Source organism: Terrimonas rubra (assembly GCF_042686025.1).
Classification (GTDB): domain Bacteria; phylum Bacteroidota; class Bacteroidia; order Chitinophagales; family Chitinophagaceae; genus Terrimonas; species Terrimonas rubra.
Genome location: NZ_JBHUOZ010000003.1, coordinates 1,693,360 through 1,718,120, shown reverse-complemented (window position 1 = coordinate 1,718,120; position 24,761 = coordinate 1,693,360). Strand labels below are relative to the sequence as shown.

The following is a 24,761-nucleotide window of genomic DNA, read 5'->3' as shown; positions in this document are numbered from 1 at the left end:
CATGAAAACTGTTCGCTTTTTTTTACTGCTCCTCCCCTTTTTTAGTTGTTCACGCCAAAACCCCGATCCTGCACCGGGTGGCAATGATAGCCTGTATTTTCCACCGGTAAACAGTAGTACCTGGGCAACGGTATCCCCTGCCGGATTGGGATGGAATACCGCCGCCATTACCGATTTAAAGAACTTTCTGGCCGATAAACATTCCAAATCGTTTATGATACTGGTGAATGGCCGCATAGCCATGGAAGAGTATTTTAACGGCCATACTGCCACCGCCACCTGGCCCTGGAATAGTGCCGGCAAAACCCTGGTAGCCACCACTACCGGCATAGCACAACAGGAAGGTTTACTGCAGATCAATAACAAAGTATCGCAATACCTGGGTACCGGCTGGACCAGCGAACCCATAGATAAAGAAAACCTGATTACTTCGCGGCATTTGCTCACCATGACCTCGGGGCTGAACGATGCCAGTAACCTGGTAATTAAAGCCAATATGACCTACCTGGCTGATGCGGGCACAAGATGGTCGTACAGCAATGTATTCCAGAAACTGATGGATGTAGTGGCGGCTGCCAGCAACCGTAGTTTTGAAACCTATTTTAACGAGAAGTTGAAAAACAAGATTGGCATGGATGGCTTTTGGAACAATGGCCTGATATTTACCATTTACCATAGCAATACCCGCAGCATGGCCCGCTTTGGTTTGCTTGCCTTAAACAAAGGCCTGTGGCAAAAGGAGCAGGTGATCAATGAAAGTTTTTTCAACGAAAGCATCAGCACTTCGCAAAACATCAATCCCTCCTATGGGTATTTCTGGTGGCTGAACGGCAAAAACAAGTTTATGTTACCCGGCGGACAAACCGTTTACCCCGGCGCCCTGGTGCCCAATGCCCCGGCTGGTATGTATAGTGCTATGGGTGCGGAAGATCAGCGTATATATGTTATTCCAGACCGGAAGATGGTCATTATCCGCATGGGAGATGCCTCTGACCCGCAGAACCCCAATTTTGCCTTATCGGGCTTTGATGAAGCTTTATGGACAAAGCTTAATGCGGTGATACGGTAAATGTTTAGGTCACAGCGTAGCACAGAGTGGTTTTACGGAGTAACACAGAGGAGTGTTATGCCTTGAAATAGTTTCCTTATATCACTGTTGCTCTTTAAAGACGATTTTAAGCAATACAATCCCCCTACTCTTTTTTAGGTTTCTCCGGGGTATGATACTCCGTTTGCTACACAGATTTTGAAAAATAAATTTGTGTAGTTAAATGGCTACGCATATATTTGTAGTCAAATAGCTACATATTTGTTGCTGCTATTGTAAAATGTGTACCAATGAATTTAAGACGTGATGTTTTCCAGGCCATTGCCGACCCTACCCGCCGGGCCATTTTGTTACTGGTGACCAGCCAGGCCATGACGGCCGGCGCCATTGCCGCCAATTTTGATACGGCACGCCCTACGGTATCCAAACATTTACAGATATTAACGGAATGTGAGTTGCTGCAGCAGCACCAGGAGGGCCGCGAGATTTATTATCATTTAAACCCGCAAAAGATGAAAGCTATTGCCGATTTTATTGAACCCTTCCGCAAAATGTGGGATGACCGCTTTAATAAACTGGAAAGCATTATGAAAAATTATAAGCCTAAAAAATAAATAACGATGGCATTAAAAACAAAGATCAACGCCGAAGACGGCCGGCATGACCTACAGATTACCCGGGAGTTTGAACTGCCTGTGGAATTGTTATTCACTGCCTATACCGATGCGGATATTGTAGCACAGTGGATGAATACCAAAGTGGTAAAACTGGACAACCACCCCTATGGTGGCTGGCAGTTTGAAACCAGCGATAAGGAAGGCAATGTGGTATTTGCCGCACATGGTACTATTCATACCCTGCTACCCAATGAAAAAATTGTCCGCACTTTTGAAATGCGCAATGCACCCTTTGATGTGCAACTGGAGTTTTTAGCCTTTGAAGCCCTGAGCGATACGACCAGTAAGTTAACGATACAGATCGTTTACCGTAGTATTGCCATACGCGACCAGATGTTGCAGTTACCCTTTGCGCAGGGATTGAATATGGCGCATAACCTGTTAGAAAAGATCATGCAATCAAACTAAAACAAATACCATGAGTAAACGTAACAAGATCATTTACTGGATAGCCACCCTTTGGCTATCATTGGGTATGGCATCCACCGGCATAGTACAGGTATTACAGCTAAAAGAAGAAACTGAATTTGTTTTACTTTTGGGTTACCCCGCTTATTTTTTAACCATCATCGGGGTATGGAAATTATTGGGCGTGGTGGCCGTATTGGTACCCAAATTGCCGATGGTGAAAGAATGGGCTTATGCCGGCTTTTTCTTTGTCTCTTCCGGGGCTTTGATCTCGCAGCTGGCCATGGGCCATACGGCTATTGGTGAATGGTTCCCGGCCGTATTGTTATTGATACTAACCATTATATCCTGGTACTACCGCCCTGCCGGCAGGAAACCAGTTACATTTTAATATTACAGCTATATAAAATAATACAAGATGGCAAACACTAAAAAAAAGTTACCGGCTTCACAGGTGGCCGAGTTGCTGGATATTTTACAAAAGCGTTTCGAAAAAAATATGCAACGCCATAAAGGCATAGAGTGGACAAAAGTAAAAGCCCGCCTGGAAGCGCATGCCGATAAATTATGGTCGCTGAACGAAATGGAAATGACCGAAGGCGAACCTGATGTAGTGGGCTTTGATAAAAAGACCGGGGAATATATTTTTTATGATTGCTCAGCCGAAAGCCCCAAGGGACGCCGCAGTATTTGTTACGATCCGGAAGCACTGGAATCCAGGAAAGAACATAAGCCCAAACACAGCGCTCTGGGTATGGCCGATGAAATGGGTATTGATATACTGACCGAGGAACAATACCAGGAATTACAGCAGTTAGGAAAGTTTGATACCAAAACCTCCAGCTGGTTGTTCACCCCTGCCCCGGTACGTAAACTGGGCGGTGGTATTTTTGGCGACTGGCGGTATGGCCGGGTATTTTTTTACCACAATGGTGTGGAATCGTATTATGCGGCCCGCGGTTTCAGGGGGGCCTTGCGGGTGTAAGCCGGATAGCGATACTATATTCAAATACTGTATTTTATATATATGTTATTTTTTAAATTTTTATGTATTGGACTTGCTAACACGCTGGTTTTAAAATTATTATTTCCACTTTTTAATATTGGAATGTTTTTTGCTTAGCAGTTAAAAAAATAACTTTATGAAAAAAGTATCGCTCTTTTTAGTGAGTGCCCTGTTGGTTATGGCGGGTTTTATGGCCTGCGAAAAAAGTGATAAAACCAGTGACGGAACTGCCCGGATGCAACTTTACCTGACTGATGACCCGGCGCAATATGAAAAAGTGCTGATTGATGTACAAAAGATAGAGATACATTCCGATGTGGATGGCTGGATCAGCTTTAATATCCTGAAACCCGGTGTATATAATTTATTGGATTTTACCAATGGACTGGATACCCTGATTGCTGATATAACCCTGCCTGCCGGCAAAATTTCACAAATGCGTTTGATACTGGGCAACAATAACTCGGTGGTGATAGATGGTGTGTCTCATCCACTGGCTACCCCCTCGGCCCAGCAAAGCGGTTTAAAATTTAATATTCACCAGGACCTGCAGGTGAACGGTTCATATAAAGTATGGATAGATTTTGATGCGGCCCGTTCCATTGTTGTACAGGGAAATGGGAACTATTCTTTAAAACCTGTTATTAAAACCTATACCGAATTAACAGATGGTAGAATTAAAGGTATTGTGTTGCCCCTTACTGCAAGGCCGGTAGTATATGCCATTAATAATACCGATACTTCGGCGGCCATTCCAAATGCTGCCGGCTTTTACCTGTTCAGTGGTTTGCCGGAGGGTACTTACAAAATATGGATCGATGGAGATGCTACCGCAGGCTTTAGTGATGCAGTGATTGAAAATGTAACAGTACGCTTTGGCGTAGTAACAGATGTTGGCATTACTACATTAGTACCCTGATAAATACGATATCAACGACCTTTTTTTAAAACAGCCCCGGTTACCGGGGCTGTTTGCCTGTATACTGATCATGTTTAAGGCTTACCTGTTTTGATCAGCTGGGTGGTTTGTTGCTGCCAGTCAATATCCGGGCTTAAATAGTGGTCCGGTTTGATGCCATAATCTTCATACGGTAAAAGTGAAGCGCCGTTCTTCATATCGGTGGCATATACCGAAAACTGCTGGCTGGGCAATGTAATGGTATTACCATAATTACTACCATAAGCCAGCATGCCTTTGGTGGTTTGGCCCAGTACCACCACGTTTTTTAATTTTTTCAACTTGAGTAACAATATTTCGGCTTCGCTAATGGTACCATTGTTAACTAACACATAAATCTTTCCTTTTTTAGCATATTGCTGTAACAGTTTGTAGTATTTATTACTTTCTTTTTCGGCCCCGCCTTCATTATTCCGGAGGTCGAGTATTAAATAAGGTGCTACTAAAGCCGTTTTTATAGAGTCGTAAAAGTTTTTTGACAGCTTGCTGGTCTTGCTGTTGGCCTGGAAACTTTGAATCAAGAGGTATTGTATATCGTTTGTGGCCTGTTTTAGGTTAAACTTCGAATCGCCTCTTACAAGATTCACAAAATCTGTTCCTGGTAAATTTTTAGTATAGGTGCCCCCAAAAAAGGAACGCTTAAAGCTGCTGTTTATCAATGATCCGTTTGTATATTTTTCGATAGGATCAAGGTTGAAATTTTTGGTGTAAGGGTGGGCATAGATGGCTTTGTAATGATATGTATCCTGTTCATACAGGTGCACTGCTACCTGTCCTTTTTCCCAGAAATTCAGTTCCGAATCCAGGATAATGCCAACATATTCTTTCTCCTTTACCCGGAACAGACCTATCGTATAAAATTTGCCGTAATGATAAATGCCTTCTACTTTATGGGCCGGTTTAACTGCCAGCGCCTGTTGTAAAGAATCAATGTTGATATTGTACGACGGATAGTTGTGAAAAGTGCTGGTTTGCACAAAACTATCAATACTGGCCTTACTCCTGAAAGGACGATCATCAGCCTGCTGGTAAAATGCAATATGATTGTCCCGTATAGGAAATAATAACTGCGCCAGGTTATAAAAATATTGATAACTGTTTACATCGGTAATAGTATCAGCCAGCAGCCGGTTATACAGATCCTGGTAAGCAGTCTTTTTTGCCCCTTTTATCTGCGCCTTATACGATTTTGTTTTTTCAATAACCGCTTTTAAAGCCGCCAGGTCTACCTGGTAAACGGATCGCTGTGCTTTTAACCCCAATGCCGCTAAAAGGAAACAGGTTATGGATAATAATATATTTTTCATGCTGTAAACCTGGGCTGGTGAAGAAATACAATGATGTTTATTTTACCTTGTTTAAATAATCTAATACATTTACCACCTTGTATTTAGGACTACGCTGTAACCACATATTAAAGAAAGCGGTATGGGTAGCGCCCATTAATATAAACACCCTGTCCTCTTTTTTTAATTCAACCTGGTTGATATTGGAATACATTACCAGGTTACGGTGATAAAACTTGGCGGCTTCCTCTGCTCCCTCTGCCTTGCCTTCGGTGGAAATATGCGTAAGTATATCGGCATTAATGTTCATGAGCATATCCAGGTACTGGGGGTGATTGGCCATTTTTAAATGATCCAGTACGGTCATCTTATCTTCGGGATATTGTTTGTCCAGTGAATCCAGCATACGCATATACCCTTTTACGGTGGTTGTATCTTTGTATTTAATATTCCTGCCGATCATATAGTTATACCCTTCTTTATAATCAACCCCATAAATGCGTTGGGTATTACTTAAACGACCTATTTCATAAGCAAGCAGTTGGATCTCTGAAGGGTGCTCAAATTTCATTTTCGGGTTTTTCAGGTAGGCATTGTATTCATTTTGCAGGGTAGTATTATAGGATGGCTGTCTTTCTACCAATATAACGGTAGGCTTAAATTCGGCAATGGCTTTGGCAATGGCATGTACCCGGCGTACATTCTCCGCATTGTGTTCATCAAACTCTGTTTTATTGGCATCCGATGTAAAACCCATATGAAAACTGCCCATATTCAATACGGCAATAGCAGTATCAAACTTAGTGCTTACGGCCAGTGGTGGTTGTGCCAGTACAGGTTGCAGGCTGCATAACAGGATAATAGCGGTAATAATTGTTTTCATCGTAAATATTTATAAAATGAATGAATAATATTGGTGAGGCAGATTAACAGCACAAAAATTGTCTATAAATTCCCCGGCTAAAAGTTTTTTCTGCAAACCCCTTTTGTTTTTCTGCAAACCGTTTCCTGCTTTCCTGTGGTGTGTATTACTTTTATAAAAATTTGGGCCATGCCGTATCAACGATCTTTATCAGTTAAAAAAGAAGTCACTATACATATTGTATTCTGGCTCATAGCGGCCTATTTTACCCTCATAAAGTTTAATAATACCAAGCTGGAGCTGGTGCCCCTGCATGTTTTTGAAATAACCTGGGCCTTCATCTTTGTCAGCAGCTTTTATTTTAATTACCTGCTGGTATTACCCCGGCTTATCAGGCCCTTCAGGTGGAAAAAAGTGTTTACCGGAATCTTGTGTAATATAGTATTCTTTATACTACTTCGTTATTTACTGGAGGAAGTACTGGCTTATCGCTTATTCGGATTTAAGAATTATTTTAAAGGTACGCCGCTGTGGTATTATATATTTGATAACCTCTACTATAGTACCCTGCCTATGATACTGAGTACCTTTTTCTGGCTGGTGATCTTTGTGATCCGTTTGTACGACTATAACAATTATATTGTGGAAGAACAAAAGAGTACCGAGATCAAGTTTTTAAAAGCCCAGATCAATCCCCATTTTATTTTTAATACCCTGAACAATATTTATTCGATGGTGTATTTTCAATCGCCGCGGTCTTTATCCGCCATTGAAAAACTCAGCAGTATTATGCGCTTTACTACCTATGAATCGCAGAAGGAAAAGATCAGGCTGACGGATGAGCTGAATTATATACAATCTTATATCCAGCTGGAGGAATTAAGACATGAACAGGAAGATTTTGTAAATACGAGTATCATGATCAGTGAACAGCAGATCATGATACCGCCCTATATCCTCTCCCCTTTTGTAGAAAATGCATTAAAACACGGCCAGGTGGCTACTGAAACACCTATAGAAGTGCAGTTACAGGCCACACCCAATACGCTGACCTTTACGGTGACCAATACCATCGGGCAGCAGAAAAAAGATAAACTGGGTGGCATTGGCCTGGAGAATGTAAAACGCCGTTTGGAAATTTATTACCCGGGTAAACACCAGCTCACCATTCATAACACGAATAATATCTTTACCATACAACTGTCTATACAATTAGCATCATGAAAACAATAAGCTGTATTATATTGGACGATGAGCCACTGGCGGTAAAGCTGGTGCATGATTATGCACAAAAAATAGCAGAGTTAAAGGTTGTATATGCCGGCAGCGATGTGTATAAAGCCATTGATATATTGCGCAGCCAGGAAATTGACCTGGTATTCCTGGATATCCAGATGCCGGAACTGACAGGCATGGAGATCATGCAATTATTTAATAAACAGCATAATTATATTATTACTTCGGCCTATCAGGAATATGCGCTGGATGCTTACCAGTTTAAAGTAGTGGATTTTTTGCTGAAGCCCATCACCTTTAACCGCTTTTACCAGGCGGTGGAGAAGTTCATACAATGGCAGCCGGGTATACAACCTGCTCCGGCGGCTACCGGCCACCTGATGGTAAAAGCGGACCGTAAGCACCACCAGGTAGCCCTGGATAATATCCTGTATATTGAAGGACTGAAAGATTATATCCGCATTCATACCCTGGATGATAAAATTATTGTATGGGAGAATATGAAAGATATACTGGAAAAACTACCTGCACAGCAGTTTATCCGTATCCACCGTTCCTATATTATACCCGTGAATAAAATAAAACTCATTGAAGGCAACCGGGTGCAGATGCAAAACATGGATTACCTGCCTATTGGCGAAACCTATCGCAAGATGGTGGCGGACTGGCTGGGTAAGTATTGAACCGGTTCTTTTTTCTATCACGTTCCAAACCTCCATCAGCTATATATGAACAAAGCGGTTTTGCAAACTAAAAAAATGATAACGAAGATTTTGCATTTGAGAGATAAAGAGCTATGTTGAAGTATTAACTTTGTCTAAATTTTTACCCATGAAAGAAACAGTATACGCTGCATTATTAGTAATTGGCCTGTCAGCTTTTACAGCCTGTAACAATGAATCCGAAGTGAAAAAGGAAGATACACCTGCTCCTGCTCCTGCTGCCGCTGCGCCGGAACCTAAAGCCGAAGAAACGGAGTTGAGTGTGACCGGCAAGATCACCGGCATTGAAAAAGGCAAGGATGGTTATATGGCCACCATTGAAGACTCAACCGGTAAAAAGTATACCGCTACCATTAGTATTGTAAACCTGCAAAAAAGCGGCGGAACCTATAAAGCGCATGAAGTGGGTGAAACCATCACGGTGCAGGGCCCCGGATGGAGCGATTCCACCGGCAATACCTTTATTATGGCAAAGCAATTGAACTGATCAATTGCTTTTTTTTATACATTTTCTTTAGTAACTTAAGGTAAATTATAAGGTTATTAAATGTTAAGTGATGGATTATATTGACTATTACCAGGTACTGGGCATTGATAAAAAAGCGACAACAGACGAGATTAAAACAGCCTACCGAAAACTGGCCCGGAAATACCATCCTGACCTGAACCCGAACAACCCGGAGGCGGAGAAACGTTTCAAGGAGATCAATGAGGCCAACGAGGTATTGAGCGATCCCGATAAGCGAAAAAAATATGATGCTTACGGGGCTAACTGGAAACAGGCCGAACAGTTTGAACAGGCCAGGCAGCAGCAATCTTCCGGGGCTGCAGGCGGCAATCCCTTTGCCGGCTCCGGTGAGGGGTATTATTCTTTTGGTGATGGTGAGGATTACTCCGATTTCTTTGCTTCCATGTTTGGTAATTCCGGGTCAAGAAGTAAGCAAACCCGTTTCAAGGGATCCGATTACAGGGCTGGTTTACAACTTAACTTATCGGAAACCTATAAAACACATCAGCAAACCTTTACCGTTAACGGGAAGAATATCCGTATTACCGTTCCGGCCGGTGTGGAGAATGGCCAGGAGATAAAAATTACGGGTTATGGTGCGCCGGGTGTAAACGGTGGTCCTAATGGCGACCTCTATATTACTTTTACCATTCATAATGATACCGGCTTTGTGCGTAAGGGGAATGACCTGTATGCAGATGTACCCCTGGACCTTTATACAGCCGTTTTAGGCGGTGAAGTGGTGGTGGATACCATGGATGGTAAGGTGAAACTGAAAGTAGCACCCGGAACCGCCAATGCTACCAAAGTAAGATTAAAAGGAAAAGGTTTCCCCGTGTATAAAAAGGATGATCATTTCGGCGACCTCTATATTACCTACCAGGTACAGGTGCCGCAAAACCTTACTGAGAAAGAAAAAGAATTATTTCAACAGCTCGCCCGGGAGCGTCAACAACAATAATTATGCAAACAGCCAATAATATTACTATACAGGAATGCTGCACCCATTATCGTGTTGAAACCAGTTTTGTGTATTCATTGCAGGAGTATGGATTAATAGAAATTATCCATAACGGAGAAGAGCAATATATTCATTATGAGCAACTGGCATTACTGGAAAAATATATGCATCTTCATTACGACCTGGACATTAATTTTGAAGGGCTTGATGCTATTGCCCACCTCCTGCGTCATATTGAAAACTTACAAACTGAGGTGAAAACATTGCGTAACGAATTAGGTACCTAGTATACAATAGCTTACTATCTATTGGTTGTTTTACTGAACTACAGCGGGTAAACTGTAACCCCTTAGTGTTTTGTTTAACAGGCTGTTCTTTGGCTGTTCGGGTTAATTGATCTAACTTCAAACTGGACTTTTTTACCATCAACCATAAAACCTACTCGTATGTCTACATCTGTTAAGCTGAAGCTCTATGGCGTTAGCCGGGAGCCGGGCAGTTTTGAACCCGAACCCTATCTCCAGTTAGAAGAAGCTATTGACTTAAGCACTACCCGCGGCGACAAAGAGGAAAAAGAAATTGAACTTACCGACGATGATTTTATTGAAGTGGTATTTGATGATGATACCACCTGGTTTGGTGATAAGGAAACATTGTGGGAATTATTTCCCAATATGGAAGTTAAAACCAGGTCAGGGGTAAGTGTTGCTGTTTTACCGGAGTCACTGGAAAGTGATGAAGAAACCCGGGGCATTCTTAAAAAACTATTTCCCCGGCTTTTTAAACGGTTCTCCAAAAAAGCAGTGGATAAAACGGTAAAACAGCTGGCCGAAGAATTAGAGAATAATGCACTGGATAATAAAATAGGCCTTTATAAACTTACCAAAGATTTTTCCCTTCTCGATTTTAATGGTGCAGGTTCGGCTCCGGGCCAGCATTATCTTTTATTGCTGCATGGTACGGCTTCTTCCACATCAGGTTCATTTGATAAAATTACCGGTTCAAAGGAATGGGAACAGATCACTGGTAAATATGGTGATAATATCCTGGCCTTCCAGCACCGGTCGCTTACCCAAAGTCCTTTAGATAATGTACTGGATCTGATCAACCGGCTTCCCAATAATGTTTCGCTGGATATTATATCCCAATCCCGTGGTGGTTTGGTAGGTGAGTTGCTGATACGTTTTATTGAAGATGTCAATGGTTTTTTACCGGCCAGCATTACTCTGCTGGAGAAAGAAAAGAGAACTGCTGACCTGGCGGTGATCGGTAAAATATCACAGGCCATTAAAACAAAAAATATCAGTGTTCAAAAATTTGTCCGCTCTGCCTGTGCGGGCAGGGGTACTTCTTTAATGGGTAAAAGGGTGGATATTTTTATCAATACCCTGCTTAATTTCATCAGGCTCTCTCCCTCCCCTGTCCTTTTTATCATCGCCGGTGGGTTAAAAGCCATTATCGCGAATGTATTAAAAACAAGGAATAACCCCGATGTGTTACCCGGCCTGGAAGTACAGGCTACTGATTCTATTTTCGTTAAAATTTTAAACACACCTAAAAAAATATCGGGTGATATAGTGGAAGGTTTTGATAACCGCCTGATCGTTATTTCCGGTGACAGTGAATTTAGTTTTTCCCTGAAAGGTTTGCTGGTGATATTGTCCAATTACTTCTTCAAAAGAAAAAGGAACGATTTTATCAATGATACTGCCTCCATGTACTATGGTGCCAAAAGAAAAAATGTCATTCAATATTATTTTGACCAGGGCAAGGATGTACATCATTTTAATTACTTTAAAAATGATAAAACCCGCGGCGCTATCTGGACAGCTTTGAGTACGGAGGGTGATGTGATACCCGGCTTTAAAACATTATTGCCGGATAATTTTGAAGAGATCGAACGGGCCGGCATCTTTGGCCTGGAGTATGGCCGTTATTTCAAAGAGAATGTGTCGGGCAAAAAACCGATCGTTGTCCTCTTACCGGGTATCATGGGTTCCTTCCTGGAACGGAATGATAAAAATATCTGGATCAACTATTTCAATTTTGTAATAGGCGGCCTGAAAAATATTGCTATTGATAAAACCGGGGTAAAAGCCACCGGCCTTATTAAAACCTCTTATAAAGACCTGGGCGCCTACCTGGAAGTAAATTATGATGTGGTGACCTTTCCCTTTGACTGGCGGCTTACCTTAACCGAAGCCGGTAACCAGCTCAATACCAAGATCACGGAACTCATGCAATACAAACAACCCATTAAACTGGTGGGGCATTCCATGGGTGGCCTGGTGGTAAGGGAACTGATGATTAACCATACTGCCACCTGGCAGCAACTGAATACGCAAAATGATTTTATCACGGTACTACTGGGTACGCCCTGGATGGGCTCCTACCGTATACCCTATGTATTAGCCGGTTTGGATGGCATTATCAAACAATTGAACCTGATTGATATTGCGCATTCCATGTCAGAGTTAATTGACCTGTTCATCAAATACCCGGGTTTACTGGAACTATTGCCTATCGGCATTAATGATATTGATTTTTCCAATAAAGATGTCTGGAATTACTTTCAACCGCTGACGGGGTATAACTGGAGCATACCGGATGATAAACAACTAACCGCTTTTAAGGAATTTCGTACCAATGTACGTAATAAAATAGATAGTATTGATTACTCCAAAGTAGTATATGTAGCCGGTAGGGATAAATCTACCATTGATGGTTTTTACATTGAACACAATACGCTTAAATTTACCGAAACACCTTATGGTGACCAGAGTGTTACCTGGGCCTCCGGTATACCTGCTGGTGTAAACAAAGAAAAAAACCTTTATTATACCGATGTATCTCATGGTGCACTGGCCTGTGATAATAGTTTGTTTTCCGGTATCCGCGACCTGTTGAATACCCGTACCACCGGCTCTTCTGCTTTTTCCCGTACACCACCGGCAACACTTACTACCAAAAGATCTGTTGCTGCCAAAGAAAGCTTTGTGTTTGAATCGGGTGAAAGAGGCGTGATACAGAATATCCTGGGTATTCCTGCTTACGAAACAACAGAAAGGCCTTCCGCTCCTATCTTAAAAATAACCGTGAGCAGGGGCGATCTTATTTTCGCCAAATATCCCGTAATGATCGGGCATTTCCTCAATGATGGTATTTACAGTGCCGAAAAAGTAGTGAACAAATACCTGGATAACACCCTGGCCTTCAAACATGCTTTAGGTATTTATCCTGGTGCCGTGGGTACTTATGAGTTCTTTAAGGATGAGAACAACAACTCACCCTTCCCCGGTACCCTGTTAATTGGTATAGGCCAGTGGGAACACCTGAATGTATACCAGCTATCCAAGGCGGTTGAAAAAGCGGTCTCAGGTTACCTGATCAGTGAATGGCTGCCGCGGATCAAACAACAAACGGTTACAAAACAGGTCATAGGTATCTCTACGGTTTTAATTGGCGCGGGTTATGGCCGTATCCCTATCGAGAGTTCGTGCAGGGCAATTATACAGGGTGTGGTCAATGCCAACAGCCGGGTGGCGGTTACTACCAATGAAGATAACTTATACATCAGCGAGCTGGAATTCCTCGAGCTTTTCCAGGATAAGAGTGTGAGTTGTTTTTACAGTATCAACAAACTGGTTTCATCGGAAAACAGCGGTCTGAACCTGGCTTTTACCAAAAAATCGATACAGGTATTGCCGGGTTCCCGTTCGCGGTTAATGACCGAGAATGAATCGGAATGGTGGAGCCGTTTAAGTATTATTTCCAGTAAAGTATACCCTGTACCGGGTGATGAAACCCAGTGGGAAAGAGTATTAAGTTTTTATTCCAGTACGGCCAGTGCCCGTGAAGAAAAAAGGGAACTGAACAGCAATCTTCCTCTGATTGAGAACCTGCTGAATGAAGTATCACTGAACCGGCGCTGGAGTTATGAAAAAGCCCGGGCCATTTTCGAGTTAATGATCCCTAAAGACTTTAAAGAAAATATCAGGCGTAATGCCAACCTGCTGTGGGTATTGGATAAATATACCGCATCCTTCCCCTGGGAGTTGATGCAGGTAGGTAATAAAGAAGAAAAGCCCTTATGTATCTCTTCTAAAATGATCCGCCAGCTGGCTACGCAGGATTATACCGTGGAGCCTAATATCACCAACAGTAACAGTGTATTAATTGTTGGCGATCCTGACCTGGCCGGTTATACAAAAGCAGGTCAGCTGGACGGAGCTGCCAGGGAAGCGGAGGAAGTATATAAAGGTATAACCCGTTTGAATGCCGGCTTGCAGGTAGAAATGCCTATCATCAGAGGCAATAGCGATGATATACTCACTGCTTTATTTAAACAGGACTATAAAATACTGCACCTGGCAGGTCATGGTATTTTTAATGAAAAAAGAGAAAATGAATCCGGTATGCTTATTGGCAAAAAGGCAGGACTGGATGAAGTGGTATTACTCACCCCGCGTCAGATCGCACAATTACCCAACCCGCCGGAGCTTGTTTTTGTGAACTGCTGTTTCCTGGGACGTATTAACCCTTATGCGGAGGAATTATCGGCAAGCAGGTTCAGGCTGGCCGCAAATATTGGTACGCAGCTTATTGAAAGCGGCGCTAAGGCCGTGGTAGTAGCCGGCTGGGAAATTGATGATAGTGCTGCTTTATTCTTTGCAAAAGTGTTTTATGATAATATGTTGCAGCATAAAACATTTGGTGAAGCCGTGCACCGGGCAAGGGTACATGTATATGAACACTTTCCCAACAGCAATACCTGGGGCGCTTTTCAATGTTATGGCCAGCCTGATTATACCCTGGGCCTGGCACAAAATGAAAGTGCCGGTAATACTGCCAAACAATACAGTATGGTGGTAGAAGCCTTAAACGACCTCGAAAACCTCTTGAGCAAATGTGACGTACCTTTTTACAGCATTGATGAACTAAAAACAGAATTGCGGCTTATAGAACAGGGTGTGGACAATGCGGGTTTTATACTACCCGATATTATAGAAAAGCTCATGAATATATGCTGGGAACTGGGCGAGACAGAAAAAGCGGCTGCACATGGTAAAAAACTCTTTGAACAAAACAATGCTGTGTATGAAGTAAAATCACTGGAACGTTACCAGCAGATACTGCGCAGGCAGGCAATTGAATCGGTGATTAATAAACACAATCCTGCCAAAGAAGAAATAGAAAAAGCGGCACCCCTGGTGGATATCGCACTTCGCAATATTGAAAGCCTGTTAATGATCGGGCAAACCGGCAGCCGCATTGGTTTAAAAGCCAGCCTGTATAAAGTAAAAGCATGGCTTGCTCCCGGTGCTGTTGAAAAACGTAAATTCCTGAAAGAAGCGGTCAGCCTGTATAAGCAAGCTTATGGGTACCTGCAAAATGTGCACAGTTATACCAACTGGCGAATGCTGGAGTATTTTTTACGTAATGACCGGAACGCGAAGGCCAAAACAAGTAAAACGGTAAAAACAAAATTCGATACCAAGCCTAGGATATTGGAGGAACTAAGAGTACTGGATAAAAAATCTGACCTGGAAAGAGGCCAGACCAGCGAGATCAACTACTGGCTCATGTCCGACAAAGCCAATATCGCTCTCTGTACTTTTATATATCATACTACAGATGAGACTACAGCGGAAGTTTTATTCCAGTTAGAAAAAGCATGGAAAAAAGCAGGCTCTTATATTAAAAAACAGCGTCAACAGGAGCAGTTTGACCTGTTGATACATTTATGCGATTTTGCCGGAAATAAAACCCTGGCCAACCGGTTACGAAACATAAAAAACACTGTTTCGGGCTGGAAGTAGATAACAATAATTATCAAATGCATTAGTCATGTTGTTTTATTACAACATGACTAATGTTCATTTCTTCTTTGGCTTACGCCATAACCAGGGCGGCGAAGCATTTTTATCCTGCCACAAACCGGCTTTATTTTTTCTAGCCATTTGTTCCAGCCGGTAATAACTGCTGTCGTTACTGTACTGTTTAAAATGCCAGGCCCACCCGGCTTTCACTAGTTCCTTATTTACATTGATGGTGTCATTAACATAAACTTCGGCAATGAGACGTTTATAACGGTCTTTTTGATTACTGGCCACTACCCTCACCTCTTTGCCGAAACAAATAGCGGCTGCAAATTGTTTGGCCTGTTTGCCATAAGGTTGTGATCGTTCGGGGCAATCAATATGCGCCAGTCTTATTACCGTTGCTTTGCCCTGGTGTAGTACTTCAAATGTATCGCCGTCTTTAATGGCCACTACCTTGCCGGTAAAACTTTTTGCCTGCCAGTGCAGGGGTTCCCTGTTAACCAGTAATAAAAGCCATACCAGCCATATTTTTCCCATCAGGAGTGTATCATGTTTTATGAATAAAGGATTGCGAAGGTAGGATTTAGACAGGAGTATACAGATAGTAGATGATAGATAACAGATAATAGATAATAGATGATAGACAATGAAATTTTATATGGCAGGATGTTCCCTGTCTTAGATGTATACTATAATTTTTTGTACCAGCGGCAGTACAATTTTCATCGTTCCTTGCGTCGCACACTTCAGCCACAGAATCATTGCTCACCATTTTGGTAACGTAAAAGGTTCATATTCTTTTGGCTACCTTTGTAATCTTTAGTAACCTGTAAAAATAAAATATGGCATCCGCATCCTTTGTTTGTTTTGGCGAAATATTATGGGATATATTACCGAACGAAGAAGTACCCGGCGGTGCGCCCATGAATGTAGCTTATCACCTGCAACAATTAGGCAATAAACCTGCTATTATTACTCAAACGGGTGAGGATGAAAGAGGAAAAAAACTATTACAATTATTGCAGGAACAGCAAATTGATACGCGGTATGTATTTACAACCAATGAATACCCTACCGGGGTGGTGAATGCTATTCCCCAGCCTAACGGTGATATGCGTTATACCATTATGCAACCGGTGGCCTGGGATTTTATTCCATACAACGGGGAATCTGCTTCCCTGGTGGAACGGGCCGACTATTTTATTTTTGGTAGTCTTGCAGCACGTAGTGCCGTATCTGCCAATACCCTGCAGCAGTTATTAAAAGCTGCAAAAACCAAAGTACTGGATATTAACCTGCGGGCACCTCATTATACCCCCGACACCGTTACCTCCCTGTTAACGGCTGCAGATATCCTTAAACTGAATGAAGAAGAACTGGTACTTATCACTGATTGGTGGGGTGACTTTCAAACCCTGGAAGAAAGGACCATTTACCTGCAGGATAAATTTCAATTGCAATTGATCATAGTGACCAAAGGTGCTGAGGGTGCTATGGTGTACAGGGATGGTCATTTTTATTACCAGGAAGGTATTAAAGTAAAGGTAATAGATACTATTGGCAGCGGTGATTCTTTTCTGGCCGCATTTATGACCCGTTATGCTGACGGTAAGCCTATACCGGAAGCCTTATCTTTTGCTACTAAACTGGGTGCTTTTGTGGCTTCCTCAAAAGGCGCCTGGCCTGCTTATAAGCCGGAAACATTATAAGTATTATCAGCTCATTTTGTTCTTTGTACAATACTTATGATCAACCCTGCCCCGGGTTAACCTCAAATTGCTAACAATCAATTCACTGTCTGTACTAATTACAGCCGGCATATTTTATTGCCGTTTTTTCTGAAAACTTATCCCCCAATTGGCCGGTTTGGCGTGAAAATGGTTGACTATACATTATCACATAAAAACCTATCATTATGAGTACAGAGAACTTGCACGACAAAGAAGCCATCAGTAAATTAAAAAAATTAGCCGAGAAAACCGATATAGGTATGTTTTGTACCCACGTTAAAGACACCAAACATATCCATGCAATACCCATGAGTACACAGGAAGTGGATGAAGAAGGGAATATCTGGTTTTTATTTTCGTCGGAAAGTGAAACCTATAAACACTTACAGGATGATAAAACCGTTTGCCTCCTGTATTCAGATATTAAAAATTATAACTTTCTCAGCATTCATGGAGTGGCAGAAATATCCGGCAGTAAAGTATTGATCGATAAATACTGGAATAAAATGATGGAGGTCTGGTTTGAGAAAGGAAAAGATGACCGGCATATACGTGCTTTAAAAGTAATCCCCTCCGAAGCACATTACTGGGATAATAAGACCAATAAACTGGTGACGTTTTTTAAAGTTGCTGCCAGTGCCTTATCAGGTGAGCCCATGGATATTGGCAGGCAAGGCCACCTGAACATTTAATGTATTGTTTCATTTTTAAATATAATTGTTATGACTAAGAAAATAGCCATACTGGCAACACATGGATTTGAAGAGAGTGAATTGAAATCACCCAAGGATCACTTGGAAAAACAAGGCTGGACGGTACATATTGTCAGTACTGAAACCGATACCATTAAAGCCTGGGCCAAGACTGATTGGGGAAAGGAATATGAAGTGGATAAACACGTGAACCAGGTTTCGGCTTCGGACTATGATGCCCTGGTTTTGCCCGGCGGTGTATTGAACCCTGATAAATTACGCACCGATATGGAAGTGATCGCTTTTGTACAGGAGTTCTTTAAACAGCAAAAGCCGGTAGCGGCCATTTGTCATGGCCCGCAGGTGTTGATCAACGCAGAAGTAGTGAATGGCCGTACCCTTACTTCAGTTGCCGCAATACGTATTGACCTGGAAAATGCCGGGGCCCGCTGGCTGGATGAGGAAGTGGTGGTGGATGCCGGCCTGGTAACCAGCCGCACACCCCAGGACCTGCCGGCATTTAATGCCAAGCTGGTGGAGGAAATAAGGGAAGGAAAACATGTTAAACAACATGCCTGATCGGGAATATTGTTTTAGTAAAGCACCGAAAGGTGCTTTTTTTATGCAATAAGTAATATATGCTTGTATGTCAATCAAAATTAATTTTTGTTCATGTACTGCTGTAGGATAAAAGAATTAACTTTCGCAAATAATAATTCTTAAACACCAGTAAAAACTACTTCATGATCTCCCGTATCAGTATTGCCTGCCTTTTAACTCTAGTTACCGGATACTCAGTATATGCACAGAAAGTATTGCCCCCGGCGCCGGTATTGCCTGTTCCCAGTGCCAAACAATTAGCATGGCAAAAAATGGAGATGAATATTTTTGTACACTTTACTACCAATACTTTTACAGATAAGGAATGGGGTTTTGGCGATGAGAAGGAAACGGTATTTAACCCTACAGCGGCCAGTCCTGACCAATGGCTGCGGGTGTTTAAAAACAATGGCTTTAAAGGGGTTATTCTTACTACCAAACACCATGACGGCTTTTGTTTGTGGCCGAGTAAGTATACAGAACACTCAGTAAAAAATAGTCCCTATAAAAATGGTAAAGGCAACCTGGTAAAAGAAACCAGCGATGCGGCAAAAAAATACGGCCTGAAATTCGGCATTTATCTTTCACCCTGGGATCGTAATCATGCGGCATATGGCACACCGGAGTATATTACTTATTACCGTAACCAGTTAAAGGAATTAACTACTCAATACGGCCCTATTTTTGAGATCTGGTTCGACGGCGCCAATGGTGGTGACGGATATTATGGCGGAACAAACGAAACCCGGAAGATCAATGGTGCTACTTATTATGACTGGCCCACTACCATCAGCCAGGTGCGTAAAGTACAACCTCAGGCATTATTTTTTAGCGATGCCGGTCCGGATATACGCTGGGTGGGTAATGAAAGTGGTATTGCCAATGTGACAAACTGGAACACCATTACCCCTGATACATTATATGCGGGTAAGCCAAATATAACTGAACTGTTAAACACCGGCTCACCTGACGGAACAAAATGGATACCAGCCGAAGTGGATGTATCTATCCGCCCGGGTTGGTTTTATCATGCTAAAGAAGATAACCAGGTAAAAACGCCGGAACAACTGTTTGATATTTACCTGAGCTCAGTAGGTCGCGGTTCGGTGTTGTTACTCAATATTCCTCCCGATCGCCGCGGACTGGTACATGAGAATGATATTAAATCCCTGGAAGGATTTACCCGTTTGCGTAAAGAACGCCTGGGCAATAACCTGGCAAAAAATGCGGTTGTAAAGGCTTCTAACACCAGGGGTAACTCACCTTTATACAAAGCTGCCAATATTACTGATAATAATACCAATACTTACTGGGCAACGGATGATAATCAAACTACCGGCAGTTTTGAGATGGATCTGAAAACGGCTAAAGAAATTAAATATATTTTATTACAGGAGTATATAACATTAGGTCAGCGTGTAGAATCATTCACGGTTGAAGCCTGGCAGGATAACGGCTGGCAAAAAGTGGCAGAAGGCACCACCATTGGTTACAAACGTATCTTGAAAATTGAGCCGGTAACAACATCAAAGATCAGGGTAACCATTACCGGTGCAAAAGCCTGCCCTTTAATATCTAACGCAGCATTGTATTAATTACATTTTCCGGAATATTTTGTTTGTTAGTCTTCCCCTGACATACTGTTGTCACAGGCCCGGGATAGTTTTGTCTGAAAACAGATAATATGACGCAACAAAAGGCATTTAAAATCATTGGTATTACCGTACGTACCACCAATCAAAACGGACAGGCTACACAGGATATCCCGGCCTTATGGCACCGGTTTATGGGCAATAACCTGGCAGCTATCATACCTAATAAACTAAGTGATGATATATATTGTCTGTATACAGAATATGAAAAAGATCATACCCTGCCCTATACTACCATGATCGGTTGTAAAGTATCCAGCCTGGATACCATACCCGAAGGCATGACAGGTAAAACCATCAGCGCCGGCAGTTTTACCAAATACACGGCTAAAGGCAACCTGGCACAGGGTGCGGTATATAACGAATGGAAAAATATCTGGGCTACTGCCACCAACCGTGCTTTTACAACGGATTATGAAATATATGGCGCCAAAGCGGCTAACCCGGAGAATGGCGAGGTAGATATTTTTGTAGGCGTGAAGGAGATATAAGATTTGCGATTTATGATTTAAGAATTATTGCAGTAGTGGGCTTAAAGGTTTAAGAGCTCCCCTAGGTTCGAAAGTGTTAAACAACTATTGAATACTGGTGTCTTCACTTCTTCTTCTATCCAAGCCCTTTTGTATCTTTAGCCGGAGATAAAAATTACACTATGCATTCCGTCCCGCTCTATGTTATCGGTCAGTTACAACCTGTGATGAAAAGCCAGCTGGAGGAATGGCAGGCTGCCGGCAGTGTAAAATTTCCCGCTGACTATACCGCTTTTCTGCTGCAATATGGATTGGGAAGCATCAATGAGTTGTTGATGATTGATGTTCCGGATCCGGATTATATGGCGCTTAATTTTAGCGACTACCTCGATTTCTGGGAGTTGACGGAGACAGATAAAACTGAACTGATGAAGGGCTTAACTGTCCCTACTACTATTGATGGCGATATCCTGGTACTTACAAATGACGACCATACTCCCTTTATGTTGTTACCGCGTCATTCCGGTAGCATCAGACGTTTTCCGGATTTTAATACCGTGATCGGAGATTATATTAACAGGTATGCCCTTGGTACAGATATTTACTTTGATCCTTACGCCGGTTATGCGCAGGAGTATATCAGTTTTATCATCGATAATAAATTAGATAAGAAGTTGTTTGATAAAGTGCATGAGGCTTTGTTAGCGAATTACCGGTTTGACCGGACCTTTAACGCCGCTATACAACCGAAATATATTTTACAGTCTATCGGTGGGTGGGTCTATGCCGATGCGGTAGGTAAATCAGCTATCAGGGTAAAATACCAGCAGGCTTTTGCAACCGAAGCTGCAGTAGTGATTGATTTTATAAAGAGCAAAATAGCAGCGCTTACTTCTTAGATCTAGCGTCTCAGATATCATGCAAACAACTCCTGTTGCTGCTGTACACCTTCCAGTTGTAATAATTTTTTCTTAGCCGGTAATCCTCCCGCATAACCGGTGAGTTCGCCTTTGCTGCCAATGATACGATGGCAGGGCACAACAATAGATATGGCATTGGCACCATTGGCCGATGCTACCGCACGAATGGCTTTTTCATCACCCAATTGCCGGCTTAATTCCAGGTAGGAGATTGTTTTACCATAAGGTACCTGTAATAACTGTTGCCATACTTTTTGCTGAAACTCAGAGCCAGCCAGTAAAAGCGGGATATCGAAATTGTTTCTTTTTTTGTTAAAGTATTCTTCCAGTTGCTGTATGGTATGCTGATGTAAGGGGGTAGATTGGTGCACATATTTGGCAGATAAAAAATGGCATACCCGTTCATCTACCTGTAACCGGCGGGCACGGTATTTCCAATCCAGTAAACATAATTGTTCTTCGTAATCGCCAATTAACAAGGTCCCAAAAGGACTTTCGTAAGTGGTAGTATAAACGGTATTCATAATATGAAAAATAGTGAAGCAAGTTACTCTTTTTTCCACTGTCAATAAAACCATTTGTATAGATGTGTATATCCTTGTGAAGCTGTATATTTAGTATAGCTAATCACCACCTATTCATCACCGATCTATGAACCTGCACCCCACCCTTGTCACAGATATCAGGGCCATTATTGCTAATTCCCGGCATAAAGCTATCCGTGCTATTGATCATGAACGTACTTTAATGTACTGGCATATTGGTAAACGTATTTTTGAAGAAGAGCAATCCGGGAAAGACCGGGCGGATTATGGCACTTACCTGATAAAATACTTATCCCAACAATTACAACCGGAATTCGGAACAGGATTTTCTACTAGGCAACTGGAAAGATACCGGCAGTTTTACAGGCTATTTCCAATTGCGCCTACACTGTGGACGCAATTAAGCTGGAGTCAATATAAATTATTATTAAGCATTGATAATCAAAGTAAAATAGAATTTTATATGGCGGAGTCCATTAAAAATAACTGGACGGTCAGGCAACTGGAAAGACAGATTAATGCCAGTTTATACGAAAGACTTTTGGTGAGTAATGATAAAGAGCGTGTACTGGCTGTAGCTAAAAATGAAAAACTCCCTGCAGACGCCGGGGAGATCATTAAAGACCCCATTTTCCTCGAATTTTTAGGATTAAAACGTGAGGCGGCCTATTATGAAAAAGACCTCGAAGCAGCTATCATTACCCATTTACAGGAGTTTTTATTGGAGCTGGGCAATGGGTTTTCCTTTGTAGCCCGGCAAAAAAGGATACATATTGAAGGTGATGAGTTTTTTGCTGACCTGGTGTTTTACAACCGGCTGATGCAGTGTTTTGTGATTGTTGAAATAAAGACCACTAAACTTACCCACCAGGATATAGGTCAGTTACAGATGTATGTAAATTATTATGATCGGGTAGAAAAGGCAGCACACGAACAACCCACTATCGGCATTTTATTATGTGCCAGTAAAAACGATGCAGTGGTACGTTTTACTTTACCGGAAGGACAACAACAGATCTATGCCAGCCGCTATCAATTGTACTTACCTACCGAGCAGCAATTACTGGCCGAAGTGCATAAGGAAATGGAGAGCTTTAAGGAGCAGCAGTCCCCCGGGCAAAACCGGCAGTAAGATGAGCTGGTGAACTTTTTACGATCTTTGTTAATTATGTTCAACTTTAGTATAAAAGATAAAGGGATCATATCCCATACCTTTCTGGCACATCATATCGCTGATTTTAAAAACGCCTGCAGTTTTATAGCCAACCTGCCCTATAAGCGTAATACCAATAAGGAAGATTTAACTACCGTATTTACGGAGAATGGCGGAACCTGCAGCACCAAACATGCCGTGTTACAAAAACTATGTATGGAGAACGGGTATGAAGCGGTGAAACTGGTACTCGGTATTTTTAAGATGGATGGTGTTTATGCGCCACCTATAACACCGGTATTACAGGCATATGGATTAACCTATATCCCCGAAGCACATAACTATTTACTTATAGAGGCTGACTACTTTGATTTTACGGAACCGGGTGCCCATTATAGTGACTTTAAAGATAAACTGGTACAGGAAGAGTTGATTGATTATACACAAATAACCACCTATAAAGTGCAGCAGCATAAACGTTTTCTGGCAGCATGGCTTCAAACAGAACAATTGACTTATTCCCTGGATGAATTATGGCAGATACGTGAAAAATGTATTGCGGCATTACAGGCTTAGTTTATTATCTTGTACTATAAAAGTTAAGTGTATGCAATTTGGAAAAGTAGCGAATCCCGGGGCGGTTGATTTTACCTTACCCAAAGATGCGCCCGAAACAGCAAAGGTATTAGAGGCTTATAAAAATGATATGCCCTTTGATGTATATGTGGGTTGTGCCAAATGGAATCGGAACGATCTGAAAGGCTTTTATCCCCGCGGCACCAAAGATGAACTGACCTACTACTCTACCCAGTTCAATTGTATTGAGCTGAACGCTACTTTTTACAAAATGCCCGATTTTAAACAGGTAGAGACCTGGAAGAATAAAACCCCGGCCGGCTTCCGCTTTTTTCCTAAAATAACCGATATCATCAGTCACTATAAACGGTTGATTGATGTACAGCAGCCCCTGGAAGAATTCTGTAATGCTATCAGTGTGTTTGAAGAAAAACTGGGCATGCCCTTTTTACAGCTGCACGATAATTTTGCACCGAAGGATTTTGACCGTTTGCGCAATGTACTGGAAAATTTCCCCAAAGGCATTCCCCTGGCAGTGGAAGTACGTAATGAAGCCTGGTTTGCGGATAAAGCGGTCAGCAAAGCCTACAGCGAGTTACTGGAAGGCTTAGGCATGGCCAATATTATTGTGGATACGGCAGGCCGCCGTGATATGCTGCATATGCGCCTCACCGGTCCTGAAGCTTTTGTACGTTATGTAGGGGCTAATCACGCAAGCGATATTACACGGCTTGATGACTGGATCACCCGTATAAAAAAATGGCGCAAGGCCGGCTTACAAAAGTTATACTTTTTTGTACACCAGAATGTAGAGCTGGAATCACCCTTACTGGCAGCACATTTTATCACCCGTATGAATAAGGAATTTGGTTTAAACCTTACCATTCCCAATAAGGGTGATAAAGGGCCGCAACAATCTTTGTTTTAGT

At 42.2% G+C, this 24,761-nt stretch carries 25 protein-coding genes; 21 read left to right on the top strand and 4 right to left on the bottom strand.

What is annotated here, in order from left to right; genetic code table 11:
• Position 1: 1 nt before the first annotated feature.
• The 6 genes from ACFS6H_RS16400 (at position 2) to ACFS6H_RS16375 (ending at position 4,058) form a co-directional block, all read left to right on the top strand.
• Positions 2 to 1,069 carry a serine hydrolase domain-containing protein gene (locus ACFS6H_RS16400; protein ID WP_386101358.1) on the top strand — a complete coding sequence of 356 codons (1,068 nt, stop codon included), beginning with the start codon at positions 2 to 4 and terminating at the stop codon, positions 1,067 to 1,069.
• 269 nt (positions 1,070 to 1,338) lie between these two features.
• A complete protein-coding gene (locus ACFS6H_RS16395; RefSeq protein ID WP_386101355.1) occupies positions 1,339 to 1,662 on the top strand; it encodes an ArsR/SmtB family transcription factor in 324 nt (107 codons plus the stop codon).
• 6 nt (positions 1,663 to 1,668) lie between these two features.
• Complete coding sequence (locus ACFS6H_RS16390) at positions 1,669 to 2,133, top strand: SRPBCC domain-containing protein (protein WP_386101352.1); 465 nt, start codon at positions 1,669 to 1,671, stop codon at positions 2,131 to 2,133.
• A gap of 10 nt (positions 2,134 to 2,143) precedes the next feature.
• Complete coding sequence (locus ACFS6H_RS16385) at positions 2,144 to 2,524, top strand: DoxX family protein (RefSeq protein WP_386101349.1); 381 nt, start codon at positions 2,144 to 2,146, stop codon at positions 2,522 to 2,524.
• Between the two features lie 27 nt (positions 2,525 to 2,551).
• A complete protein-coding gene (locus ACFS6H_RS16380) occupies positions 2,552 to 3,118 on the top strand; it encodes a DUF4256 domain-containing protein (protein ID WP_386101346.1) in 567 nt (188 codons plus the stop codon).
• A gap of 157 nt (positions 3,119 to 3,275) precedes the next feature.
• Complete coding sequence (locus ACFS6H_RS16375) at positions 3,276 to 4,058, top strand: DUF4382 domain-containing protein (RefSeq protein WP_386101343.1); 783 nt, start codon at positions 3,276 to 3,278, stop codon at positions 4,056 to 4,058.
• Positions 4,059 to 4,132: 74 nt separating this feature from the next.
• On the opposite strand, the gene ACFS6H_RS16370 is transcribed toward ACFS6H_RS16375, so the two are convergent.
• The gene (locus ACFS6H_RS16370; protein WP_386101340.1) at positions 4,133 to 5,404 is read right to left on the bottom strand and encodes a S41 family peptidase; all 1,272 of its coding nucleotides are present in this window, start codon (positions 5,402 to 5,404) and stop codon (positions 4,133 to 4,135) included.
• A 37-nt stretch (positions 5,405 to 5,441) separates the two neighbouring features.
• Positions 5,442 to 6,266 (bottom strand): DUF5694 domain-containing protein, encoded by an 825-nt coding sequence (locus tag ACFS6H_RS16365; RefSeq protein WP_386101337.1) that lies wholly within the window; start codon positions 6,264 to 6,266, stop codon positions 5,442 to 5,444.
• Between the two features lie 168 nt (positions 6,267 to 6,434).
• Between ACFS6H_RS16365 and ACFS6H_RS16360 the strand changes: the two genes are divergently transcribed.
• The 6 genes from ACFS6H_RS16360 (at position 6,435) to ACFS6H_RS16335 (ending at position 15,491) form a co-directional block, all read left to right on the top strand.
• Positions 6,435 to 7,469 carry a sensor histidine kinase gene (locus ACFS6H_RS16360; RefSeq protein ID WP_386101334.1) on the top strand — a complete coding sequence of 345 codons (1,035 nt, stop codon included), beginning with the start codon at positions 6,435 to 6,437 and terminating at the stop codon, positions 7,467 to 7,469.
• Positions 7,466 to 8,164: a LytR/AlgR family response regulator transcription factor gene (locus ACFS6H_RS16355; protein ID WP_386101331.1), complete on the top strand. Its 699-nt coding sequence runs from the start codon at positions 7,466 to 7,468 to the stop codon at positions 8,162 to 8,164. Before ACFS6H_RS16360 ends, ACFS6H_RS16355 begins: the two co-directional genes overlap by 4 nt.
• A gap of 148 nt (positions 8,165 to 8,312) precedes the next feature.
• Entirely contained in the window at positions 8,313 to 8,690 is a 378-nt protein-coding gene (locus ACFS6H_RS16350; RefSeq protein WP_386101328.1) for a hypothetical protein, read from the top strand.
• A gap of 70 nt (positions 8,691 to 8,760) precedes the next feature.
• Positions 8,761 to 9,672, top strand: coding sequence for a DnaJ C-terminal domain-containing protein (locus tag ACFS6H_RS16345; protein ID WP_386101325.1), 912 nt, complete (start codon positions 8,761 to 8,763; stop codon positions 9,670 to 9,672).
• 2 nt (positions 9,673 to 9,674) lie between these two features.
• Positions 9,675 to 9,959, top strand: a complete 285-nt coding sequence (locus ACFS6H_RS16340) for a chaperone modulator CbpM (RefSeq protein WP_386101323.1) — start codon at positions 9,675 to 9,677, stop codon at positions 9,957 to 9,959.
• A 159-nt stretch (positions 9,960 to 10,118) separates the two neighbouring features.
• Positions 10,119 to 15,491, top strand: a complete 5,373-nt coding sequence (locus ACFS6H_RS16335) for a CHAT domain-containing protein (RefSeq protein ID WP_386101320.1) — start codon at positions 10,119 to 10,121, stop codon at positions 15,489 to 15,491.
• Between the two features lie 57 nt (positions 15,492 to 15,548).
• On the opposite strand, the gene ACFS6H_RS16330 is transcribed toward ACFS6H_RS16335, so the two are convergent.
• Positions 15,549 to 16,031 carry a thermonuclease family protein gene (locus tag ACFS6H_RS16330; RefSeq protein ID WP_386101317.1) on the bottom strand — a complete coding sequence of 161 codons (483 nt, stop codon included), beginning with the start codon at positions 16,029 to 16,031 and terminating at the stop codon, positions 15,549 to 15,551.
• Between the two features lie 305 nt (positions 16,032 to 16,336).
• Between ACFS6H_RS16330 and ACFS6H_RS16325 the strand changes: the two genes are divergently transcribed.
• The 6 genes from ACFS6H_RS16325 (at position 16,337) to ACFS6H_RS16300 (ending at position 21,537) form a co-directional block, all read left to right on the top strand.
• The gene (locus ACFS6H_RS16325; RefSeq protein ID WP_386101314.1) at positions 16,337 to 17,203 is read left to right on the top strand and encodes a carbohydrate kinase family protein; all 867 of its coding nucleotides are present in this window, start codon (positions 16,337 to 16,339) and stop codon (positions 17,201 to 17,203) included.
• Positions 17,204 to 17,409: 206 nt separating this feature from the next.
• Positions 17,410 to 17,916, top strand: coding sequence for a pyridoxamine 5'-phosphate oxidase family protein (locus ACFS6H_RS16320; protein WP_386101311.1), 507 nt, complete (start codon positions 17,410 to 17,412; stop codon positions 17,914 to 17,916).
• A gap of 30 nt (positions 17,917 to 17,946) precedes the next feature.
• Positions 17,947 to 18,495 (top strand): type 1 glutamine amidotransferase domain-containing protein, encoded by a 549-nt coding sequence (locus tag ACFS6H_RS16315; protein ID WP_386101308.1) that lies wholly within the window; start codon positions 17,947 to 17,949, stop codon positions 18,493 to 18,495.
• 164 nt (positions 18,496 to 18,659) lie between these two features.
• Positions 18,660 to 20,111, top strand: a complete 1,452-nt coding sequence (locus ACFS6H_RS16310) for an alpha-L-fucosidase (RefSeq protein ID WP_386101305.1) — start codon at positions 18,660 to 18,662, stop codon at positions 20,109 to 20,111.
• An 89-nt stretch (positions 20,112 to 20,200) separates the two neighbouring features.
• Positions 20,201 to 20,659 (top strand): GyrI-like domain-containing protein, encoded by a 459-nt coding sequence (locus tag ACFS6H_RS16305; protein WP_386101302.1) that lies wholly within the window; start codon positions 20,201 to 20,203, stop codon positions 20,657 to 20,659.
• A gap of 161 nt (positions 20,660 to 20,820) precedes the next feature.
• Entirely contained in the window at positions 20,821 to 21,537 is a 717-nt protein-coding gene (locus ACFS6H_RS16300) for an SMI1/KNR4 family protein (protein WP_386101299.1), read from the top strand.
• 17 nt (positions 21,538 to 21,554) lie between these two features.
• Here the strand turns inward: ACFS6H_RS16300 and ACFS6H_RS16295 are convergent, their stop codons facing one another.
• Positions 21,555 to 22,082, bottom strand: a complete 528-nt coding sequence (locus ACFS6H_RS16295) for a methylated-DNA--[protein]-cysteine S-methyltransferase (RefSeq protein WP_386101296.1) — start codon at positions 22,080 to 22,082, stop codon at positions 21,555 to 21,557.
• A gap of 127 nt (positions 22,083 to 22,209) precedes the next feature.
• On the opposite strand from ACFS6H_RS16295, the gene ACFS6H_RS16290 reads away from it, so the two are divergent.
• From ACFS6H_RS16290 to ACFS6H_RS16280, 3 genes are read left to right on the top strand one after another with little or no spacing between them, the layout of a single operon-like run.
• Complete coding sequence (locus tag ACFS6H_RS16290) at positions 22,210 to 23,235, top strand: PDDEXK nuclease domain-containing protein (RefSeq protein WP_386101293.1); 1,026 nt, start codon at positions 22,210 to 22,212, stop codon at positions 23,233 to 23,235.
• A 36-nt stretch (positions 23,236 to 23,271) separates the two neighbouring features.
• Complete coding sequence (locus ACFS6H_RS16285) at positions 23,272 to 23,832, top strand: hypothetical protein (protein ID WP_386101291.1); 561 nt, start codon at positions 23,272 to 23,274, stop codon at positions 23,830 to 23,832.
• A 31-nt stretch (positions 23,833 to 23,863) separates the two neighbouring features.
• Complete coding sequence (locus ACFS6H_RS16280) at positions 23,864 to 24,760, top strand: DUF72 domain-containing protein (protein ID WP_386101288.1); 897 nt, start codon at positions 23,864 to 23,866, stop codon at positions 24,758 to 24,760.
• Position 24,761 lies beyond the last annotated feature (1 nt).

Bases quoted from the DNA above. Each gene is read 5' to 3' on its own strand.
- ACFS6H_RS16400 (WP_386101358.1), top strand. From the start codon at position 2: ATGAAAACTGTTCGCTTTTTTTTACTGCTCCTCCCCTTTTTTAGTTGT.
- ACFS6H_RS16395 (WP_386101355.1), top strand. From the start codon at position 1,339: ATGAATTTAAGACGTGATGTTTTCCAGGCCATTGCCGACCCTACCCGC.
- ACFS6H_RS16390 (WP_386101352.1), top strand. From the start codon at position 1,669: ATGGCATTAAAAACAAAGATCAACGCCGAAGACGGCCGGCATGACCTA.
- ACFS6H_RS16385 (WP_386101349.1), top strand. From the start codon at position 2,144: ATGAGTAAACGTAACAAGATCATTTACTGGATAGCCACCCTTTGGCTA.
- ACFS6H_RS16380 (WP_386101346.1), top strand. From the start codon at position 2,552: ATGGCAAACACTAAAAAAAAGTTACCGGCTTCACAGGTGGCCGAGTTG.
- ACFS6H_RS16375 (WP_386101343.1), top strand. From the start codon at position 3,276: ATGAAAAAAGTATCGCTCTTTTTAGTGAGTGCCCTGTTGGTTATGGCG.
- ACFS6H_RS16370 (WP_386101340.1), bottom strand. From the start codon at position 5,404: ATGAAAAATATATTATTATCCATAACCTGTTTCCTTTTAGCGGCATTG.
- ACFS6H_RS16365 (WP_386101337.1), bottom strand. From the start codon at position 6,266: ATGAAAACAATTATTACCGCTATTATCCTGTTATGCAGCCTGCAACCT.
- ACFS6H_RS16360 (WP_386101334.1), top strand. From the start codon at position 6,435: ATGCCGTATCAACGATCTTTATCAGTTAAAAAAGAAGTCACTATACAT.
- ACFS6H_RS16355 (WP_386101331.1), top strand. From the start codon at position 7,466: ATGAAAACAATAAGCTGTATTATATTGGACGATGAGCCACTGGCGGTA.
- ACFS6H_RS16350 (WP_386101328.1), top strand. From the start codon at position 8,313: ATGAAAGAAACAGTATACGCTGCATTATTAGTAATTGGCCTGTCAGCT.
- ACFS6H_RS16345 (WP_386101325.1), top strand. From the start codon at position 8,761: ATGGATTATATTGACTATTACCAGGTACTGGGCATTGATAAAAAAGCG.
- ACFS6H_RS16340 (WP_386101323.1), top strand. From the start codon at position 9,675: ATGCAAACAGCCAATAATATTACTATACAGGAATGCTGCACCCATTAT.
- ACFS6H_RS16335 (WP_386101320.1), top strand. From the start codon at position 10,119: ATGTCTACATCTGTTAAGCTGAAGCTCTATGGCGTTAGCCGGGAGCCG.
- ACFS6H_RS16330 (WP_386101317.1), bottom strand. From the start codon at position 16,031: ATGGGAAAAATATGGCTGGTATGGCTTTTATTACTGGTTAACAGGGAA.
- ACFS6H_RS16325 (WP_386101314.1), top strand. From the start codon at position 16,337: ATGGCATCCGCATCCTTTGTTTGTTTTGGCGAAATATTATGGGATATA.
- ACFS6H_RS16320 (WP_386101311.1), top strand. From the start codon at position 17,410: ATGAGTACAGAGAACTTGCACGACAAAGAAGCCATCAGTAAATTAAAA.
- ACFS6H_RS16315 (WP_386101308.1), top strand. From the start codon at position 17,947: ATGACTAAGAAAATAGCCATACTGGCAACACATGGATTTGAAGAGAGT.
- ACFS6H_RS16310 (WP_386101305.1), top strand. From the start codon at position 18,660: ATGATCTCCCGTATCAGTATTGCCTGCCTTTTAACTCTAGTTACCGGA.
- ACFS6H_RS16305 (WP_386101302.1), top strand. From the start codon at position 20,201: ATGACGCAACAAAAGGCATTTAAAATCATTGGTATTACCGTACGTACC.
- ACFS6H_RS16300 (WP_386101299.1), top strand. From the start codon at position 20,821: ATGCATTCCGTCCCGCTCTATGTTATCGGTCAGTTACAACCTGTGATG.
- ACFS6H_RS16295 (WP_386101296.1), bottom strand. From the start codon at position 22,082: ATGAATACCGTTTATACTACCACTTACGAAAGTCCTTTTGGGACCTTG.
- ACFS6H_RS16290 (WP_386101293.1), top strand. From the start codon at position 22,210: ATGAACCTGCACCCCACCCTTGTCACAGATATCAGGGCCATTATTGCT.
- ACFS6H_RS16285 (WP_386101291.1), top strand. From the start codon at position 23,272: ATGTTCAACTTTAGTATAAAAGATAAAGGGATCATATCCCATACCTTT.
- ACFS6H_RS16280 (WP_386101288.1), top strand. From the start codon at position 23,864: ATGCAATTTGGAAAAGTAGCGAATCCCGGGGCGGTTGATTTTACCTTA.